Origin of the sequence: Ramlibacter sp. (assembly GCF_036383835.1) — a bacterium.
Taxonomy (GTDB): Bacteria; Pseudomonadota; Gammaproteobacteria; order Burkholderiales; family Burkholderiaceae_C; genus Ramlibacter.
This window is the reverse complement of sequence record NZ_DASVNN010000053.1, coordinates 22,577-40,137: the sequence shown is the minus strand read 5'-3', so window position 1 is coordinate 40,137 and position 17,561 is coordinate 22,577. Positions and strand designations below refer to the sequence as shown.

The window sequence follows — 17,561 nt, the reverse complement described above, 5'->3', positions numbered from 1 at the left end:
GGTCAGGTGACTGTGATGCGGTTGGGCTGCGCGCTTTCGTCGACTTCGTTCCAGATGCCGTTGGCATCGAGCCGGTACACAGCGCACTCGGAGAGCGCGTAGTCGATGACCGCAAAGTTCGGCACAACGATGGAGAACGAGCCGATGGTCGTCGCGATGGCGTACTGGTCGTCCGTGGTGGAGTGATAGGCCTCGGTCGGGTGGGTGTGGACCTGCGCGATGAGCTCCAGCGAATTGCGGTACAGGTACATGTTGAGCCGGCGCAGTTCGTCACCCTCCACGATGGCGCACACGCCGTCGGGCGTGCGCAGCCCCTTCTGCTTCGGCACGATGAGTTCCGTGACCGTGAAGCCCTGCCCGGCCTGAACACCTGCCCACAGGACCATTCCCTCCAGCTTCACCTTGCCGGCGCTGCGCATGAACTCGTAGCCGTCCAGCAGCACCTTGCCAGGCACCTGAATCTCGGTTGCTTGAGAGAGCTCCATCAGGCGAAGTTTAGGTTCGGCTGGATGAGGAACTCCCGGAACCCGAACGCCTGGTAGCTCATGTCCACAATCTGCTCGGTCCCGTACTTCGACAGCGTGTTGAGCAAGGTGACGATGCGCCCGGCGCCCATCGCGCGGTGGAGCCACCAGGAGTCGCTCGTGTGCCCAGGGTTGTCGTGGTACTCGCGCACGCCAGCAAGGCAGATGAACGGGTGGTCGTCGGCGGGACCCCAGAACTGCAGCAGATTGCCGGCAGGGCGCAATTGAACTTGAAACCCCTGCGGGGCAGCAGGCGGCTGCTCTGCCGCAGGCTCACCTGCGGGCGGCCTTTGGACCTGCACCGGAGCCTTGCTGACGACTTCGTACCGCGGGAACGCGTAATTCAACTCCGCGGCCGTCAGAGGCGCGCGGGTGAACGGGTTGACGAAGCGAATGGACGGCGGCTCCACGTCGTAGTTGCGCAGGTCCAAGAGGACGCCGTACGGCGCGACAGCCGGCTTGGTCTTCGGTGAGGCGAACGCAACGAGGAGCTCCGGGAAGATGTACTCCAGGACCCAGATGCCACGTGCGCGGTACTGGTCGATGTGCTCGACGTACTCCTTGAGCTCGCGCTCGACCTTGCGGCGCACAACAGCGGGGTCAGCGTACATCTGCCTGCCTCAGCCCACCACGCCCGCGTCCAGGGTCAACGCGATTTCCTCGTTCTTCTGGAAGCCGAAGCTGCCCACGGGCTTGTTCTTGTCCAGCGTCGCGCCTGCAGCGTTGGTGAAATTCCAGCGGTCCGGGTCGTTGCCGATGGCGACGTTCGCCTTCTCCAGCGTGAGCGCCACCAGCGCGCCCAGCAGGAGGTCCGGCGCTGCCTTCATGGACACGCCCTTGCCGTTGACCACCACCTTCAGGTGGATGTCCTTGTCGTCCTTGTCGTCGTTCTTGGCCATGCGAGGCTCCTTTAAATAAGTCGTTGAGTTGAGGCGTCGGGCAGAAGCTCTTCCAAATGCGTTCGCCTTCGTTGCCGGCCGGCGCCATGTACACGCCCGAGGCGGTCAGCAAGCCATAGAGCACAGTAACCGGAGCTTAGTGCTCGCACGTCCCCCAAGCAGGGGCAATCAAAAGTAGTCGCATCCTCGGACTGGCGTGCTTGAACGTCGGCTGCAACGTGGGGCAGATAGTGGCTGCTCCCGGCGAATGGAGGTCCATCGCGGCGCAAGTCCGGTCAAGTTCAGGTCTCGGCGCCAGCGGTCATCGGGCGACCAAACCCGACCGACCGCTCCCAGTCTGAAGCGGTCATCCACCGTCGCTGCATCTGGTCTGAAAGGATCCACCGGCGCAGTAGCGGCGTGATGGCTGCTTTCTACCCAAAGCAGTCATCCTGTTCAGACCAAGAGCCGGCCCTCCATCCCATTTCGCTGCGCGGCGGCGCGAAGGCCGTGGCCCGCGACGAACGCCGCGGGCCAATCCATGAGCAATCAGCTGTGGTCTGAAGCGTTGCCGCCTACTGCACGTTCGCACTCACAGACGCACTCCCATTAACCGTAAACGTACACGTCCTGGCCTTGTTGCCCCCACTGGAGCACGCCCCCGACCAAATCGCATCGCGCCCATTCGAGACGCTCAACACGAGCGAGGTCCCCGTGTTGAACGAGGCCGACCCGCTGCTGCCGACGCTGACATTGATGCCGGCCGGACTCGATGTCACCCGCTCGCCGCTGCGCCCCGTCGCCGTCACCGTCACCGTGGCTGTCTGCGCCGCAGGCGTCACCGTCAGGGACGCGGTTCGCGTCACCCCCGCGGCGCTCGCGGTGAGCGTCACCGGGGTCGGGAACGTGACGGTGCTGGTCCCGATCGTGAAGCTTGCGGTCGCCGACCCTTGCGCCACCGACACGCTGGCCGGCACCGTCGCCGCAATGTTGTTGCTCGAGAGCGAGACCGCGAACCCGCCCGCGGGCGCCGCCGACGTCAGGCCGACCGTGCCTTGCGAAGAGGTGCCGCCGGTCACGGTGGTCGGGTTCACTGTCAGCGTTGACAGCAACGGCGGCGCGGCGGTGCCGAGCACGGTGAGCGTTGCCGTCCGCGAGACACCGTTGGCCGTGGCGGTGATGGTCGTCGTCCTGTTCGTCGGGGCGGCCAGGGTCGTGATCGGGAAGGTACCGCTGCTCAGGAAGATGGTCGTCGTCGCCGGCACGGTGGCCGCGGTGGTGTCCGAGCTCGTGAGCGCGACGACCAGGCCGCCGGTGGGCGCCCCCGCCGACAGGAAGATCGTGCCGACCACGCTCGCGCCGCCCTCGACCGTCGCCGGGGACACGGACAGGGACGACGGAGTCACCGGCGGTGGCGGTGGCGGCGGTGGCGTCACGGTCAGCGATGCGCTGCGGGTGTTCCCACCGAAGGCCCCGGTGATGGTCACCAGGGTCGGCGCGGGGACCGGCGCCGTGCTGACCGTGAACGTCACGCTGGTGGCACCCGCCGCCACGGTGGCGCTTGCGGGAAGCGTGGCCACGCCCAGGTTGCTGCTTGACAGCGTCACGACCGCGCCGCCGGGGGGCGCAGCGGCCGTCAGCGTCGCGGTTGCCTGCGCGGTGTTGCCGCCTGCGACGCTCGTCGGGTTGAGCGCGATCGCCGAGAGCGTCGCCGGGACGGGCGCCGCGGCCTGCGGCGTGAAGCGCCGTGCGGCGGAGAACGGCCCGAACACGCCGGCCGAATTGCGCGCCCGCACCCGCCACCACAGGCGTTGCGCGGGCAGGCCGCCGATGCTCACCTGGGAAACGCCGACGGTCTGGTTCGCCCTGAACGGCGCTGCGAAGGTCGAACTGTCGTCCACCTGGATCTCGTAGCTCGTTGCGTTGGCCACATCGGTCCAGTCGAAAGCCACCGGTTGCCCCGGCGTTGCATCGTTGGCCGGGGAGAGCAGCGTCGGCGCCGCGGGCGTCGGAGGCGGTGGGACGCCCGTGGTGTTGATCAAGACCAGCAAGCCTGGGAAGGCGCCCGACTGGCCCAGCACGATGTCCGGCTTGCCGTCGCCGTTGAGGTCCGCTGCCACGATGTCGGCCCCACCGGCACTCGACATCGGGCCCGGTACTTGGTGGGCCACCGGCGCCTGGAACGTGCCGTCGCCGTTGCCGTTGCGGATGTTCATCAACCCTTGCAGGCCGTTGCCCATGCTGAGCGCCAGGTCCAGGAATCCGTCGCCGTTGTAATCGGCGACCGCCTGGTACTGGGGGATGTTGAGATTGGGATCGGTGAGGATCAAGGGTGTGCGGAACGTGCCGTCGCCGTTGCCGTTGCCGATCAGGATGGCCGTGCGGCTGCCATTGGTGGCGATGGCCACCACCAGGTCCTCGATGCCGTCGCGGTTGAAGTCGGCGACATCGATGTCCGTGCCGAGGACGAAGCCGGGGTCGGCGAGCAGCGTCAACGTCGGTTGCTGGATGAAGGTCCCGTCGCCGACGCCGAAAAGGCGGAAGACCCGCGCATCGCTGCCGGCGATCGCCAGGTCCTTGAAGCCGTCGCGGTTGAAGTCGCCGACGGCGATGGGGCCCGTGCCCCGGCCGACGACGATCTCGCGCGCAGGCTGGAAGGTGCCGTTGCCGTTCCCGAGCATCACCGAAATCGTTTCGGCGATGACGCACGGTGCGGTGAAGCAGGCGGCATTGTGGGAGAGGACGAGATCGAGCTTGCCGTCGTTGTTGAGGTCCGCGGCAACGACGTCCGGCGAGTCGAAACCGGAGGTGTTCGGGAGGCTCACCGGCGCGGCGAAGGTGCCGTCGCCCCTGCCCGTCAACAAGGAGACGCTGATGGTCGGGTCGTTGTGGGTGACGACGAGATCCAGCCTGCCATCGCCGGTGAAGTCACCCGCCACGATGTCCTGGGCGGCAACGGGCAAGGGGTACTCGACCAGCGCGCCGAACGTCCCGTTGTTGTTGTTCAACCGGACCGCGACGGCCTGCACCAGATGGGCTTGCCCCGCCAGGTCGGGAAATCCGTCGCCGTTGAAGTCCCCGACGACCTGGTGCCCGATGAAGGGGTAGTCGCTTCTTGCGAACGTCGGCGATTGGGCAAGGGCGCTGGCAAGCGCCAGCGACATGGCCAGGAAGGTGAACAGTGCGCGCAGGCGCACCCAGCCGGTGCGGTTCCCGAGGGTCATGATGGCCAAGCTCCTTCCCGTGTCTGGAGGACATCGCTTCTCCCATCCCGACCCGGGCGCAAAGTTGTCTTGCCGCTTGACCGCGGTGGAACTGTCGCCGCCACGAGGGTGTCGGCGCCCGCTCAGGCGTCGATTGTGTCACTCGTCGAACCGACGAGCAGAGCCGGCAAACGTTTTGTCGACTTGCTTTCCTTTCCCCGCCCGCGCCGATACACCACCCGCCCCGATCGCGCCTAGAGTGAGCCGCGATCCGGCTTGGCGAAGGGGGTGTCCCTTGATCTCCATCCAGAACACGCGGCACTGGCTCGCGCTGTCCGCGGCCGTCGTCCTGGCACTGTTGCTGCCGCCGATCGCGGCGGCCGGCAACGATGCGCAGCGCGCGCAGGTACTCGACGCCTACGGCAAGCTGCCCCTGACTTTCGTGGAGAACCAGGGCCAGGCGGATTCGCGGGTGCAGTTCTACGCGCGTGGCGCGCGCCATGCCCTCTTCTTCACCCGCCAGGAGATCGTGCTGTCCCTGGCCCAGGAGGGCTCCCTCGCGCTGCGCTTCGTCGGGGCCAACCCGCAAGCCGCCGTCGAAGGCGAGGAGCCGGCAGCCGCCCAGACCCACTACTTCCGCGGCAACGACCCGGCGCAATGGAAGACGGGCCTGCGGGGCTATGCGCAGGTCGTCTACCGCGACCTGTGGCCGGGCGTGGATCTCGCGCTGCGCGGACGGGCAGGCCAGCTGAAGTACGAGTTCCGCGTGCGCCCCGGAGCGCGCCCCGCGGACATCCGCCTCGCCTACGCCGGAGCCGAAGCCCTCGCGCTCGATGACGCCGGTGGCCTGAAGGTCCGGTCGGCCTTCGGAACCTTGCGGGATGCGGCACCGGTCGCCTGGCAGGACATCGCCGGCGTGCGGGTGCCGGTGCGCAGCGGCTACGCGCTGAAGGACGGGGGCGGCACCGAGTACGGCTTTGCCGTCGGCGCCGAATACCAGCCGGAGTACGCGCTGGTCATCGATCCGGCCCTGGAGTACTCCACGTTCCTGGGCGGCTCGGCCGACGAGTTCGGCAACGGCATCGCCGTCGATGCGGCGGGCAATGCGTACATCGTCGGCACGACGCAATCGCTCGACTTCCCCACCACCGCGGGGGTCTTCGACAGGACGCCCGGCAACACGATCAACACCCCCGACGCCTTCGTCGTCAAGCTCAATGCGAGCGGGACGGCGCTGGTGTATTCGACCTTTCTCGCCGGCTCGGGCGCGGACTTCGGCCGCGCCATCGCCATCGACGCCCAGGGCAACGCCTACGTGACGGGCAAGACGCAATCCTCGAATTTCCCGACCACGGGCGGCGCGTTCGACCGCACCCCGAACATCCCGCAGACGCCGCGCCCGCAGACCATCGACGACGGCTTCGTCGCCAAGCTGAATCCCACGGGCTCGGCGCTGGTCTATTCCACCTATCTCGGCGGCACCGACAACGACGAGATGCGCGCGATCGCGGTCGACGCGAGCGGCAACGCCTACGTGACGGGCGAAACGGCGTCCGTCGACTATCCGACCACGGCCGGCGCCTTCGACCGCACCCAGAACGGCGAGAACGACGTCTTCGTCACCAAGCTCAACGCCACCGGCACGGCCCTCGTGTATTCGACCTACCTGGGCGGCACGGTGAGCGAGATCGCGAATGCCATCGCGGTCAACCCGGCCAACGAGGCCTTCGTCGTCGGCTCGACGCGGTCGGCGAACTTCCCGACCACGCCGGGCGCATTCGACACCACGCACAACGGCAACTTCGACGCCTACGTCACCAGGCTGAACGCGGCGGGCTCCGCCCTGGTCTATTCCACCTTCCTGGGCGGATCCGACTGGGACGACGGTAACGCCATCGCGCTCGACGCGGCCGGCAACGCCTACGTCGCGGGGGGAGCGAGCTCGCCCGAATTCCCCACCACCGCGGGCGCGTTCCGCACCGTCCTTTCGCCGGGCGCGAGCGACGGCTTCGTCGCCAAGCTGAACCCTGCCGGCACCGGGCTGGTCTGGTCCACCTTCGTGCCGCGCGCCGGCATCACCGACATCGCCCTGGACGCGGCCGGCAATGTGTGGCTCACGGGCGTGACGAGCGCCGCGGATTTCCCGGTCACGCAGGACGCATTCGACACGTCGTTCAACGGCGTTTCGGATGCCTTCCTCGCCGGGCTGAATGCGAACGGCACGGCACTGATCTACGCCACCTTCCTCGGCGGCACCGCTTCGGAGATCGGCTTCTCCATCGCAGTCGATGCCAACGGCAAGATCTACCTCACCGGCACGACGCGATCGAGCGACTTTCCGACCACCCCGGGTGCGCTGGACCGGACCTTCAGCGGCAACGAGCTGATCTTCTGGGGGGACGCTTTCGTCGCCAGGTTCAGTGGCGTGGCCGGACCGCCGGCGGGAGCGACGCTGTCGGCGCTGGCGATCAGCCCGCCCAGCGTCCAGGGCGGCGCCCCGGCGACGGGAACAGTGAGCCTGAACGCACCGGCGCCCGCCGGTGGATCGGTCGTGGCGCTGTCCGACGATTCGGCCGCCACCACGGTGCCCGCCAGCGTGACCATCGCTGCCGGGGGCACGAGCGCGAGCTTCGCGGTCGGCACCACCGCGGTCACGGCAACGACCACGGCGACGATCTCGGCCATGCTCGCCGGCGTCACCCGCAGCGCCACGCTGACCGTCACACCGGCCGGCACCGGCACGCAGTTCACGCTGGCCGTCACGGCGACCGGCCGCGGCGGCGAGCGCGTGACGTCGAGCCCGGCGGGGATCAACGTCGCCGTGGGAAGCACGGGATCGGCAAGCTTCGCGGCCAACACGGCCATCACCCTGAGCGTGAGCAACGGCCGCGACGCCATCTGGTCCGGAAGCTGTTCGAGCGGCGGCAACAAGACCCGGACTTGCACGTTCACCCTGACCGGCAATGCCTCGGTGGCAGCCAACGTGCAGTAAGGCCTGCGCCTGGCCGCCGAGCGTCAGGCGGCCAGGTGCCCGAGCTTCTGCCGGGTGAGCACGGCCATCGCCGCCAGGAACTCCCCGGCATCGACGGGCTTGGCGAGATAGCAGTCGTAGCCGTCGCGCGATGCCCGCGCGCGATCTTCGGCCCGCGCGAAGGCGCTCAGCACCATCGCCGGGATCGTCGCCACGTCGGGGTCCTGCGTGCTGCGCACGCGGCGGATCAGTTCGAAGCCGTCGACGCCGGGCATGCCGATGTCGCTCACCAGCACGTGCGGCCGGTGCTGCGGCAGCAGCTGCAATGCTTCCTCGGCCCCCGCCGCGAGCACCACCTCGGCGCGGCATTCGCGCAGCAGCTGTCCGAGCATCTGCCGGGCGTCGGCCTCGTCGTCCACCACCAGGATCCGCTTTCCCGAGAGATCCAGGGATGCGAGCCGCTGCCTGGGCACGGCGCCGTCGGCAGCCGCGCGCCAGATGGGCACCGGCGTGTCGGCCTCCGCGGCCAGCGGCAGGCGCACCGAGAACGTCGCTCCCTGGCCGGCGCCGCGGCTGGACACGGCGACGGTGCCGCCGTGCAGTTCGACGAGCTGCCGCACGATCGACAGTCCGATGCCCAGGCCGCCGTGCACGCGCGTCGTGGAGGCATCCGCCTGGCGGAAGCGGTCGAACACATAGGGCAGGAAGGCGGCATCGATGCCGCTGCCGGTGTCCTCGACGACCGCCACCACGTGGCCGTCTTCCTGCGTGACGCGCACCGCGACCCGCCCGCCGGCCGGCGTGAACTTGATGGCGTTGGACAGCAGGTTCCACAGGATCTGGTGCAGGCGCGAGGCATCGCCCACGACCTGCTGCGCCGGGCCCTCGATGAAGGTGTCCAGCGCGATCTGCTTGGCGATGGCCGCGGGCTTGGCCGTCTCGATCGCCGCCTCGACGACCGCAGCGAGGTCGACGGCTTCCGACTCCAGCCGCACCTTGCCCGCGACGATGCGGCTCATGTCCAGCAGGTCCTCGATCAGCTTCGCCTGCAGGCGGGCGTTGCGCTCGATGGTCTCCAGCGCCTTCTGCAGCGTGGCCTCGTCGCGCTTCAGGCGCAGCAGCTGCACCCAGCCGAGAACCGCATTCAGCGGCGTGCGCAGTTCGTGCGACAGCGTCGCGAGGAACTGGTCCTTCAGCGCGCCCAGCCGCTCGGCCTCGACCCGGGCGGCGCTTTCCAGCTCCAGCTCCAGCCGGCGTTTGTCGGCGGCCCGCGAGTGCACTTCGAGGCGGGCGTCGAACACCGAGGTCAGGAGCGCGATGGCGAGCACGGCGAAGGTGGCGACGATCACCAGGGAAGCCAGTTCGCTCAATTGGAAGCGCCCGGTCGCCGCCAGGCAGACGCTGCCTGCCGGAAAGCCCGCGGCGGCCATGCCCGTGTAGTGCATGCCCACGATGGCCGCGCCCATCACCACCGCGGCGATGGCCCGGAAGCGCCAGACGTGCGGCGTCCGGTTGCGCAGCCGGAAGGCGATCCACAGCGACGCGCCGGCGGCGGCGATGGCGATCGCCACCGAGGCCGCGACGAGGCGAAGGTCGTAGGCGATCCCCGGATCCATCCGCATGGCGTGCATGCCGGCGTAGTGCATCGCGACGATGCCGCCCCCGAGCAGCAGCGCCGAGACGGCCAGGTGCTTCGCATCGGGACGCGGCCGCCGCAGTTGCCAGAGGGCGAGCGCCGAGACGAGCACGGGAATCGCCCACGACAGCAGCGTGATCCCGAAGTCGTAGCCGAGCGCGATCGGCAGGCGGAATGCCAGCATGCCGACGAAATGCATGGACCAGATGCCGGTGCCCATGGCGAACGCGCCGCCGGCGATCCACCATCGGGCCGCGGAAGGCCCCGAATGGGAAACGCGTTCCACCAGGTTGAGGGCGGTATACGACGCGAGGATGGCAACCAGGAACGAGGCGAGAACCAGCGAGCTCTCGTATTGGCCGTCGAGCATGGGCTCGTTTGTATCGGAGGAAACGGTCGCGCCACAAGGGCGATCCGGATGAGACGTGGCGCGGCGTCCACTCGGCGGTGCATCTGCTCGCGAAAATGTAGCGGGGCTGCGACGGGCGTCGCGAAAGGCGGGCGCGCCGCTGAGAACGTCCTTCGTACGCCCGTCAATGAAAGTCGCGGCTGCCGCCGATGCCGCCCAGGCGGCCGAGCAGCGGCGACAGGTCTTCCAGCCGTTCCGCGATCAGGTGGCGCACCTCGCCGCCGCTGTCGACGTCGCGCTGCCACACGCCGCGCACGGCCATCAGCTTCGAATGCAATAACGCTTCGCGCTGCTTCTCGCGCACGTGCTTCCACACGATCACGTTCACCGGCCCGGTCTCGTCCTCGAGGGTGACGAAGATGGTGCCGTTGGCCGTCTGCGGCTGCTGGCGCACGGTGACGATGCCGCAGGCGCCCACGCGCCGGTTGTGCGGCAGGTCGTGCAGCTGCTGCGCGGTGAGCAGCTTCATGCGCGCGAGCTTGGGGCGCAGCAGCGCCACCGGATGGCGCCGCAGCGTGAAGCCCATGGAGGCGTAGTCGAAGAAGATCTCCTCGCCTTCGCGCGCGGCCTGCAGTGCGAGCGGCTGCTCGTCGATCGGCGCCTGGCGCAGCATGCCCGGCGCCTTCTGCTGCGCGGAGGCTTCCCACACCTGCTGGCGGCGGTGGCCGGCGAGGGATTGCAGGGCGTCGGCGGCGGCCAGGGCGTTGAGGTCCTTGAGATCGAGCTGGGCGCGCAGGGCGAGGTCTTCGACGGTGGTGAAGGGCTTGTCGGAACGAGCTTCCATGATGCGTTGGCCGGCGGCTTCGGGGAGGGAGCCGACGAGACGCAGGCCGAGGCGCACTGCATTGTCATTGCGGCCTTGAGCCGCAATCCATGGGTCCCGGGTCAAGCCCGGGACGACAAGGGTCGAGTCCCAATCCGAGAAACACACATCCGGCGCCAGCACCTCCACCCCATGCCGCTTCGCGTCCTGGATCAACTGCGAAGGCGCATAGAAACCCATCGGCTGCGAATTCAGCATCGCGGCGAGGAAGCATTCGGGTTCGTGGCATTTGAGCCAGCTCGAGGCATACGCAAGCAGCGCGAAGCTGTAGGCGTGGCTTTCCGGGAAGCCGTATTCGCCGAAGCCCAGGATCTGCTGGAAGATCGCCTCGGCGAATTCCTTGCGGTAACCGTTGGCGAGCATGCCGCCGACCAGGTCCTTCTCGAACTTGTGCACGCCGCCGCTGCGCTTCCACGCGGCCATGGAACGGCGCAGTTGGTCGGCCTTCTCCGCCGAGAAGCCGGCGGCGATCATCGAGATCTGCATCACCTGCTCCTGGAAGATCGGGATGCCCAGCGTGCGTTCCAGCGCGGGACGCAGCGCTTCGTTCTCGTACCGCACCTCCTCGCCCTGGCGCAGCCGCTCGCGCGCCTTCAGGTACGGATGGATCATGCCGCCCTGGATCGGCCCCGGCCGGACGATGGCGACCTCGATCACCAGGTCGTAGAACTCGCGCGGCTTCAGCCGCGGCAGCATCGACATCTGCGCCCGGCTCTCGATCTGGAACACGCCGATGGTGTCGGCGCGGCAGATCATGTCGTAGGTGGCTTCGTCCTTCGCGGGAATGTCGGTGATCGCGAAAGGCTCGCCGCGCCGCCGCGCGACGAAGTCCAGGCAGCGGCGGATCGCGGTGAGCATGCCCAGCGCCAGCACGTCCACCTTCAGCAGGCCCATCTCGTCGAGGTCGTCCTTGTCCCACTGGATCACCGAGCGGTCCTTCATCGCCGCGTTCTCCACCGGCACCAGCCGCGTGAGCTTGCCCTGCGTCAGCACGAAGCCGCCCACGTGCTGGCTCAGGTGCCGCGGGAAGCCCGTCAGCTCCTCGGACAATTCCATCCACAGCGCGAGCGACTTGTCCGGCACCTGCACGCCCAAAGTCGCCGCCAGTTCGCCCAGCTTCTGCACGCGCAGGCCGCGTTCGTCGAACCAGAAGTGGTCCTTGGCGAAGGCGTCCACCAGCGGCTCCGGGATGCCCAGCGCCTTGCCGACATCGCGGATCGCGCTGCGCGTGCGGTAGGTCGCGACCACGGCGGCGATGGCGGAGCGCTCGCGTCCGTACTTCTTGTAGATGTACTGGATCACCTCCTCGCGCCGCTCGTGCTCGAAGTCGACGTCGATGTCCGGCGGCTCCTTGCGTTCGCGGCTGATGAAGCGTTCGAACAGCAGGTCGGAGCGCGTCGGGTCCACCGCCGTGACCTCCAGGCAATAGCACACCGCCGAATTGGCGGCCGAGCCCCGGCCCTGGCACAGGATGCCGCGCGAGCGCGCGAACATGACGATGTCGTGCACCGTCAGGAAGTACATCTCGTAGGCGCAGTCGGAGATCAGGTCCAGCTCGCGCACCAGCTGTTTGCGCACGCGCCACGGCACGCCGCCTGCATAGCGCCGGCGCGCGCCCTCGATCGTGAAGCGCCGCAAGGCCTGGCGCGGCGTGAGCCCCGCCGGCACCGTCTCCAGCGGGTACTGGTACTTGATCTCCTCCAGGCTGAAGGTGCAACGGTCCGACACCTCCAGCGTGCGTTCCAGCATGTCGGCGGGATAGACCGAGGCCAGCCGCATGCGATGGCGCAGGTGGCGTTCGGCATTGGCCTGCAGCGCGAAGCCGCATTCCGCCACGGTCTTGCCGAGGCTCACGGCCGTCATCACGTCCTGCAGCGGCTTGCGCGAGCGCGCGTGCATGTGCACGTCGCCGGCGGCCACCAGCGGGATGCCGGTGATGTCGCCCGCCTGCTGCAGCGTCTGCAGCCAGAGTTCGTCGCTGCCATCGAGCAGCAGTTCGGCGGCGAGCCAGGCGTGGACGCCGAAGCGTTGCTGCGTCCACTCGATGCGCTCGCAGAGTTCGTCGAGCGTGAGCGACTGCGCGGGGGCCAGCAGGATCTCGCATTCGCGCAGCAAGCCGAAATCGCTCTTGTCGCGCGTGCAGGCGTACTCGCCCTTCTCCGCCTCGCGCCGCGCCAGCGAGATGAACTCGCAGAGGTTGCCCCAGCCCTGCGCATTGCGCGCGAGCGCCACCAGCCGGAAGCCGTCGAGCGCGAACTCGGAACCGAGCAGCAGCTTCAGCCCGAGCTTCTTCGCTTCGCCATGGGCCCGCACCACGCCGGCGACGGAACATTCGTCGGTGATCGCGAGCGAGGTGTAGCCCAGGGCATGGGCACGCTGCACCAGTTCCTGCGGATGCGAGGCACCGCGCTGGAAGGAGAAGCTGGAGAGGCAGTGCAGCTCCGCGTAGTCGGGCAACCAGGACATGGTTCCCTCCTCACGCGTACAGGCCGTGCAGGAACCACTGCGCGCGGTCCTGGTCGGCGGCGAGCCGCTCGCGGTAGATCCACAGCAGGCCGGCGGCTTCGCTGCGGGCGATGAAGTAGTCGCGGAGGATGGGGTCCTTCACTCCGGTGTCCCACCAGGCGGCTTCGATGCGGCGGGCGCGGGTGAGGAGTTGGAGGGGGCCTTGGTAGAGGGGTTTGTCGTTCTTGACCTGGAGCCGCAAAGGGTCGCGAAGGAGCCATGGCGGAAGCAACGCGGCATCCTTGGTCTTCGTAGGCTGGGGTGCAACCCCAGCGCTTTCGCGCATCTCCTTCAACGCTGGGGTTGCACCCCAGCCTACGGTTGCACCCCAGCCTACGGAGTCCGCGGGTTTCCATTCCTGCATGCACTCGGGCCGGTGGTCCTGGATCGTCTCTGGCACCACCACATTCCCCTCCCCCAACCGCACACTCAACCTCTCCACCAGCTGGTGCAGCTTCTCCCCCGGCTTGTTGTCCTCCGGCAGCAGGCTGGTGCTCGCCCCGCCCCAGGGCACCGTCTCCAGCGACCGCAGCCGCAGGTGGTTGGCCGGCGCGGAGAGCGTCGTGCGCGCGAGTTGCTCCGAAGCCAGGCGGCGCAGGTGCTGCATGTCCTGCGTGGGTTGCGCGGTGCGCAGCTCCAGCTTTTCGGTGGACGGCAGCAGCTTGCCGTCGAGGCGGCGCAGGTCGAGCGTCCACTCCAGTTCCAGCGCCAGCACGCCGAGGTTGCGCCCCTGCAGCCACGCCTGCAGCAGCGTGAGCAGGTGCTGGCCCGCGAACAGGAGGTCCTGCGCGGAAGTGGCCAGCGCCACCAGTTCGACGTTCTGGTCGAAGCTCGCCGGCAGCGTGAGCCAGGGATAGCGCTCCGGCTTGTGCCCCAGCGCGCAGTCCAGCGCCTGCAGCAGGTCCGCGCCGAAGCGGCGGCTCAATCCGGCGCGCGGAAGCTGGCGCAACTGCCCGAGCGTGGTGCAGCCGATGCGCTCCAGCGTAGTCAGGTGCGGCAAGGCGGCGGTGAAGGTGGACAGCGGCAGGTCCTCGGGCACTTGCTGCGGCGCCTCCTGCCCGGCCCTCCGCATGCGCAGCAGCGACAAGGCGACCAGCGCCGTCGGGCCCGCCGCCCAGACGCGCGCCTGCAGTTCGCCCGACTCCTTCAGCAGCGTGCGCTGCAGCCGCCTGCGCCCGCCGAACAGGCGCTCCGACGCCGCCACTTCCAGCAGGATGGCTTCGTCGACGCGGGCGACACGGGGGGTGAACCGGAGGGCGCGCCATCCCCAGGCCGTGACCTCTTCATCCCGCGAGGCTTGCAGTGCGATCCAGTACATGCGATCCGGGGATGTCGATGGGGACGACGGACTGCCGGCGCACCTTGCGCGCGGCCAGCAGGGCGGACAGGCGCTGCGGCTGCGAAGGCAGCAGCAGCGGTTGCAGCAGCGGCGGGCCGCGGCGCTTGAGGATGCGCACTTCCATGGCCTCCACGCCTTCGACCATCAGCCGCAGCCGCGCCGGGGAAGACAGGCCTTGCGCCTGCATGCCGCGGAACACCACGAGCAGCTTCTCGCCGCCTTGCGCGCAGAGGTGCAGCCGCCGCAGGTCTTCCGCGCGCGATTGCGGCAGCCAGGCGAACACCGCACTCACGTCGGCGCAGCGCAAGGCCTGCTCCGCCGCCCACAGGCGCGCGGACGGCTTGTCCGCATGCACGCACAGCAGCTTCTCGGGGACGATGCCCTGCCCGCGCAGGGCCGGGCCGAAAGGCTGGTAAGGTGGATGCACCAGGACCGCGGGATCGCCGCGCAGGGTCTCCGCCAGCGCGGGGCCGAGCAGCTGCCAGACGTGCTGCTGCGCTTCGTGCTGCAGCACTTCGACGAGGTTGCCCAGCGGCCAGCCGCCTCCCGGCAGTTCCGCATCGAGCGCGGCATGGCCGGTGGCCACGGTCTTCTCCCGCGCCTGCGCCAGCTCGCGCCCGCGCCAGACGTGCTGCGGCAGGTCGTCGAGGAAGGCGGGAGAGGCGGTCATGGCAGGTCTTACGACTGTCTGTTTATACAGTAGTTTTCCGCGCCCGGAAAACCCTCCTGCGCGACTACGCACGCCGCAAGTCGGATTCCGTTAAAACTCCCGGTCCCGTCCCCGGCGCGGACCTCTTCCACTGGAGCCTTTCGTTTGTACCGGCTGTTCGAAAAACTGCTGCACCCCTACCCGGAGGCCGAACCTCCCGAGCTGCCGAAGAAGTTCTTCTCCTTCGTCTGGGCCTGCACCGCCGGGCTGCGCGGCTATCTCGTGCTGCTCGCGATCCTCAGCGCCGCCGTCGCGGTGTGGGAAGCCTGGCTGTTCGCCGTGCTCGGGCAGGTGGTCGACTGGATGACCAGTTCGGCGCCCGCCACGCTGTGGGAGCGCGAGCGCGGCACCATGCTCGGCTTCCTGCTGCTCCTGTTCTCCAGCATCGCGCTGGTGGGCTTCCACACCTTCGTGAAGCACCAGACGCTGGCGATCAACCTGCCGCTGCGGCTGCGCTGGAACTTCCACCGCATGATGCTCGGGCAGAGCATCGCCTTCTATTCCGACGAGTTCGCCGGCCGCATCACCACCAAGGTGATGCAGACCGCGCTGGCGGTGCGCGAGATGCTGTTCACCACCACCGAGGTGATCATCGGCATCGGCGTCTACTTCATCACCATCGTGGCGCTCGCGGGCAGCTTCGATGCGCGGCTGACGATCCCCTTCGTGGCCTGGCTGGCGCTGTACGGCATCTCCTGCACCTGGTTCGTGCCGCGCCTGGGCCGCATCGGCAAGGCGCAGGCCGACGCGCGCGCGATGATGACCGGCCGCATCACCGACGCCTACACCAACATCTCCACCGTCAAGCTGTTCTCGCACACGCAGCGCGAGGCCGGCTTCGTGCGCCAGGCCATGACCGAGTTCATGACCACCGGCTACCGCCAGATGCGGCTGGTGAGCAGCTTCGAGATCGTCAACCACGCGCTGGTGGTGACGCTGATCGTCGCCTCCTGCGGCTACGGCATCTGGCTGTGGACCCAGGGCCAGGTCGGCATCGGCGCGGTCGCGGCGGTCACGGCGATGACGCTGCGCATCAGCGGCATGTCGCACTGGATCATGTGGGAGATGGCGTCGCTGTTCGAGAACATCGGCACCATCCAGGACGGCATCGGCACCCTCACCCGCCCGCGCATGGTGCTGGACCCGCCGCAAGCGCAGCCGTTGCATGTGGCGCGCGGCGAGGTCCGCTTCGAGCACGTGCGCTTCGGCTACGGCAAGGCGCAGCCGGTGATCGACGACTTCACGCTCACGGTGCGCCCCGGCGAGAAGGTGGGCCTGATCGGCCGCTCCGGCGCCGGCAAGTCGACGCTGGTGAACCTGCTGCTGCGCTTCTACGACGTGGAAGGCGGCCGCGTCCTGGTCGACGGCCAGGACATCGCCCGGGTCACGCAGGACAGCCTGCGCGCGAACATCGGCATGGTCACGCAGGACACCTCGCTGCTGCACCGCTCGGTGCGCGACAACATCACCTACGGCCGGCCAGCGGCGGACGACGAGGACATGGTGCGCGCGGCGCAGCGCGCGCAGGCGCATGGCTTCATCGCCGGCCTGAGCGATCCGCAGGGCCGCACCGGCTACGACGCGCACGTCGGCGAACGCGGCGTGAAGCTCTCGGGCGGACAGCGCCAGCGCGTCGCGATCGCGCGCGTGATGCTCAAGGACGCGCCCATCCTGCTGCTGGACGAAGCGACCAGCGCGCTCGACTCCGAAGTGGAAGCGGCGATCCAGGCCAGCCTCACCGAACTGATGCAGGGCAAGACGGTGATCGCGATCGCGCACCGGCTCTCCACCATCATGGCGCTGGACCGGCTGGTGGTGATGGACCAGGGCCGCATCGTGGAGGAAGGCGATCACCGCACCCTGCTCGCGCGCGGCGGCCTGTACGCGCGCCTGTGGGCGCACCAGAGCGGCGGCTTCCTGGGCGAGAGCACGGTGGACGAGGCGGACGATGTCGAAGCGGCTGCGTCCTAGGGACTTCGAAGGGGACGCATTGGACGTGGCGCAGGCGCTGATCGGCGCCGTGCTGCTGGTCGACGGGGTGGGCGGGCGCATCGTGGAAACGGAGGCCTACGACCGCGAGGATCCGGCTTCGCACAGCCACTCCGGTCCGACGCCGCGCAACCAGGCGATGTTCGGCCCGCCGGGCCGCGCCTACGTGTACCGCTCCTACGGCATCCACTGGTGCCTCAATTTCGTCTGCCGCGAGGAAGGCCACGGCGCCGGCGTGCTGATCCGCGCGATCGAACCGCTGGCGGGCATCGAGGAGATGTGCGCGCGGCGCGGATTGCACGACGTGCGCCTGCTGTGTTCCGGGCCGGGCCGCGTCGGCGAGGCGCTCGCGATCCAGCATGCATTCAACGGCCACCGGCTGGACCAGCGCCCTTTCGCGGTGACTGCGCGAGACAGGCACTACGACGTCGTGGTGGGACCGCGCATCGGCATCAGCAAGGCGGCCGACGTGCCGTGGCGTTTCGGCCTGGCGGGCTCGAAATACGTGAGCCGGCCTTTTCCGCGCGACGCGGCGATCGTCCGGGCGTGAACACCCGCCGTTGCCCTGGTGTATC

General features: G+C 68.7%; 11 protein-coding genes. 3 read left to right on the top strand and 8 right to left on the bottom strand.

All coding sequences use genetic code 11. The features are described from left to right. Positions 1 to 2: 2 nt before the first annotated feature. The 4 genes from VF522_RS08840 to VF522_RS08825 form a co-directional block, all read right to left on the bottom strand. Positions 3 to 485 carry a hypothetical protein gene (locus tag VF522_RS08840; protein WP_330907876.1) on the bottom strand — a complete coding sequence of 161 codons (483 nt, stop codon included), beginning with the start codon at positions 483 to 485 and terminating at the stop codon, positions 3 to 5. Continuing rightward, positions 485 to 1,135: a putative metal-binding protein gene (locus tag VF522_RS08835; RefSeq protein WP_330907875.1), complete on the bottom strand. Its 651-nt coding sequence runs from the start codon at positions 1,133 to 1,135 to the stop codon at positions 485 to 487. The genes VF522_RS08840 and VF522_RS08835 overlap by 1 nt, the downstream gene beginning before the upstream one ends. A 9-nt stretch (positions 1,136 to 1,144) precedes the next feature. Next, positions 1,145 to 1,423 carry a DUF2604 domain-containing protein gene (locus VF522_RS08830; RefSeq protein WP_330907874.1) on the bottom strand — a complete coding sequence of 93 codons (279 nt, stop codon included), beginning with the start codon at positions 1,421 to 1,423 and terminating at the stop codon, positions 1,145 to 1,147. A 554-nt stretch (positions 1,424 to 1,977) separates the two neighbouring features. Continuing rightward, positions 1,978 to 4,626, bottom strand: coding sequence for a VCBS repeat-containing protein (locus tag VF522_RS08825; protein WP_330907873.1), 2,649 nt, complete (start codon positions 4,624 to 4,626; stop codon positions 1,978 to 1,980). 274 nt (positions 4,627 to 4,900) lie between these two features. Between VF522_RS08825 and VF522_RS08820 the strand changes: the two genes are divergently transcribed. Continuing rightward, positions 4,901 to 7,597 (top strand): SBBP repeat-containing protein, encoded by a 2,697-nt coding sequence (locus VF522_RS08820; protein ID WP_330907872.1) that lies wholly within the window; start codon positions 4,901 to 4,903, stop codon positions 7,595 to 7,597. Between the two features lie 23 nt (positions 7,598 to 7,620). On the opposite strand, the gene VF522_RS08815 is transcribed toward VF522_RS08820, so the two are convergent. From VF522_RS08815 to imuA, 4 genes are all read right to left on the bottom strand, one after another. Continuing rightward, a complete protein-coding gene (locus VF522_RS08815; protein ID WP_330907871.1) occupies positions 7,621 to 9,582 on the bottom strand; it encodes an MHYT domain-containing protein in 1,962 nt (653 codons plus the stop codon). Positions 9,583 to 9,745: 163 nt separating this feature from the next. Next, the gene (locus VF522_RS08810) at positions 9,746 to 12,910 is read right to left on the bottom strand and encodes an error-prone DNA polymerase (RefSeq protein ID WP_330907870.1); all 3,165 of its coding nucleotides are present in this window, start codon (positions 12,908 to 12,910) and stop codon (positions 9,746 to 9,748) included. 10 nt (positions 12,911 to 12,920) lie between these two features. Beyond that, on the bottom strand, positions 12,921 to 14,267 hold the full coding sequence (locus VF522_RS08805; protein ID WP_330907869.1) for a DNA polymerase Y family protein: 1,347 nt from the start codon (positions 14,265 to 14,267) through the stop codon (positions 12,921 to 12,923). Next, positions 14,233 to 14,958: a translesion DNA synthesis-associated protein ImuA gene (imuA, locus tag VF522_RS08800; RefSeq protein ID WP_330907868.1), complete on the bottom strand. Its 726-nt coding sequence runs from the start codon at positions 14,956 to 14,958 to the stop codon at positions 14,233 to 14,235. The genes VF522_RS08805 and imuA overlap by 35 nt, the downstream gene beginning before the upstream one ends. 144 nt (positions 14,959 to 15,102) lie before the next feature. On the opposite strand from imuA, the gene VF522_RS08795 reads away from it, so the two are divergent. Continuing rightward, positions 15,103 to 16,968 (top strand): ABC transporter ATP-binding protein, encoded by a 1,866-nt coding sequence (locus VF522_RS08795; RefSeq protein ID WP_330907867.1) that lies wholly within the window; start codon positions 15,103 to 15,105, stop codon positions 16,966 to 16,968. After that, on the top strand, positions 16,946 to 17,536 hold the full coding sequence (locus VF522_RS08790) for a DNA-3-methyladenine glycosylase (protein ID WP_330907866.1): 591 nt from the start codon (positions 16,946 to 16,948) through the stop codon (positions 17,534 to 17,536). The genes VF522_RS08795 and VF522_RS08790 overlap by 23 nt, the downstream gene beginning before the upstream one ends. The last annotated feature ends 25 nt before the right edge of the window (positions 17,537 to 17,561 follow it).